The 859-nt window shown below is 39.0% G+C and carries 1 other RNA gene; it reads left to right on the plus strand.

Features of this window, described 5'->3' with window-relative positions:
• Positions 1-149 precede the first annotated feature (149 nt).
• Positions 150-500: a transfer-messenger RNA gene (ssrA, locus tag OA79_RS17760) on the plus strand.
• Positions 501-859: the final 359 nt, after the last annotated feature.

Genomic DNA, 859 nt, shown 5'->3' on the forward strand with positions numbered 1-859 from the left:
ATTGATTATTTAGATAAGTGGTTAAAAATTACCACGTTGTCTATTCATGTTTAGCGTTGTATAATGAGATTATAGGCATATCGAGTCTATGATAATATTAGAAATAGTATTAGCAAAATAGAATAGAAAAAAGTAGAAAAGTAAACTTTGGGGCGGATCTAGGATTCGACAAGATTCATGAAACCCAAGGTGCATGCCCAGGGGCGGTTTGCCTGGTAAAAAGCCGTAAAAACTATAATTGCTAACGACGATACGTTCGCACTAGCCGCTTAGGCTAGCCATCGCCTTGAAATCTCTCCTATTGGTTAGAGGATCGATGGTCACCCTAAATAGGATAGAGAAGGAAGCACGCTTAAGGCTGAACCGCGCAATAGTATTAAGCTCACCATGACGAAGCCTGTCGCTTGGCTTCCAATTGGTTAAATAAATATGTGACTAAGCATGTAGTACCGAGGATGTAGGCTTTTTGGACGGGGGTTCGATTCCCCCCCGCTCCACCAAATAAAGACCTTTTTATTCAATTAGTTATACCTAGTAACTTTTAGATTTGGTCCTATACAAGTCATTGTTTATGAGAAGGAAACCGCTTAACTGCATATTGTTTAAGTATAAAATGAGTTATAAAAGAGAAACTAATTATATTGATTTACACACTTGTACATGAGTAAGCACCATAAGTTAACTTTGTGATCGGAGATGTATGTCATTACTAGTTAGCTGGAGTTTTGTTCCTTGCATGACGTGTCGCGATAGCGACAACAAATCATGTAACGTTACTCTGTCCCCAATTAGTACTGAGGATAAACGACCTCCCAAGTTGAGCGCTCATCACCTGGTTTTTCAAATGGATATTTACGCG

This window comes from Marinomonas sp. TW1, assembly GCF_001625355.1.
Classification (GTDB): domain Bacteria; phylum Pseudomonadota; class Gammaproteobacteria; order Pseudomonadales; family Marinomonadaceae; genus Marinomonas.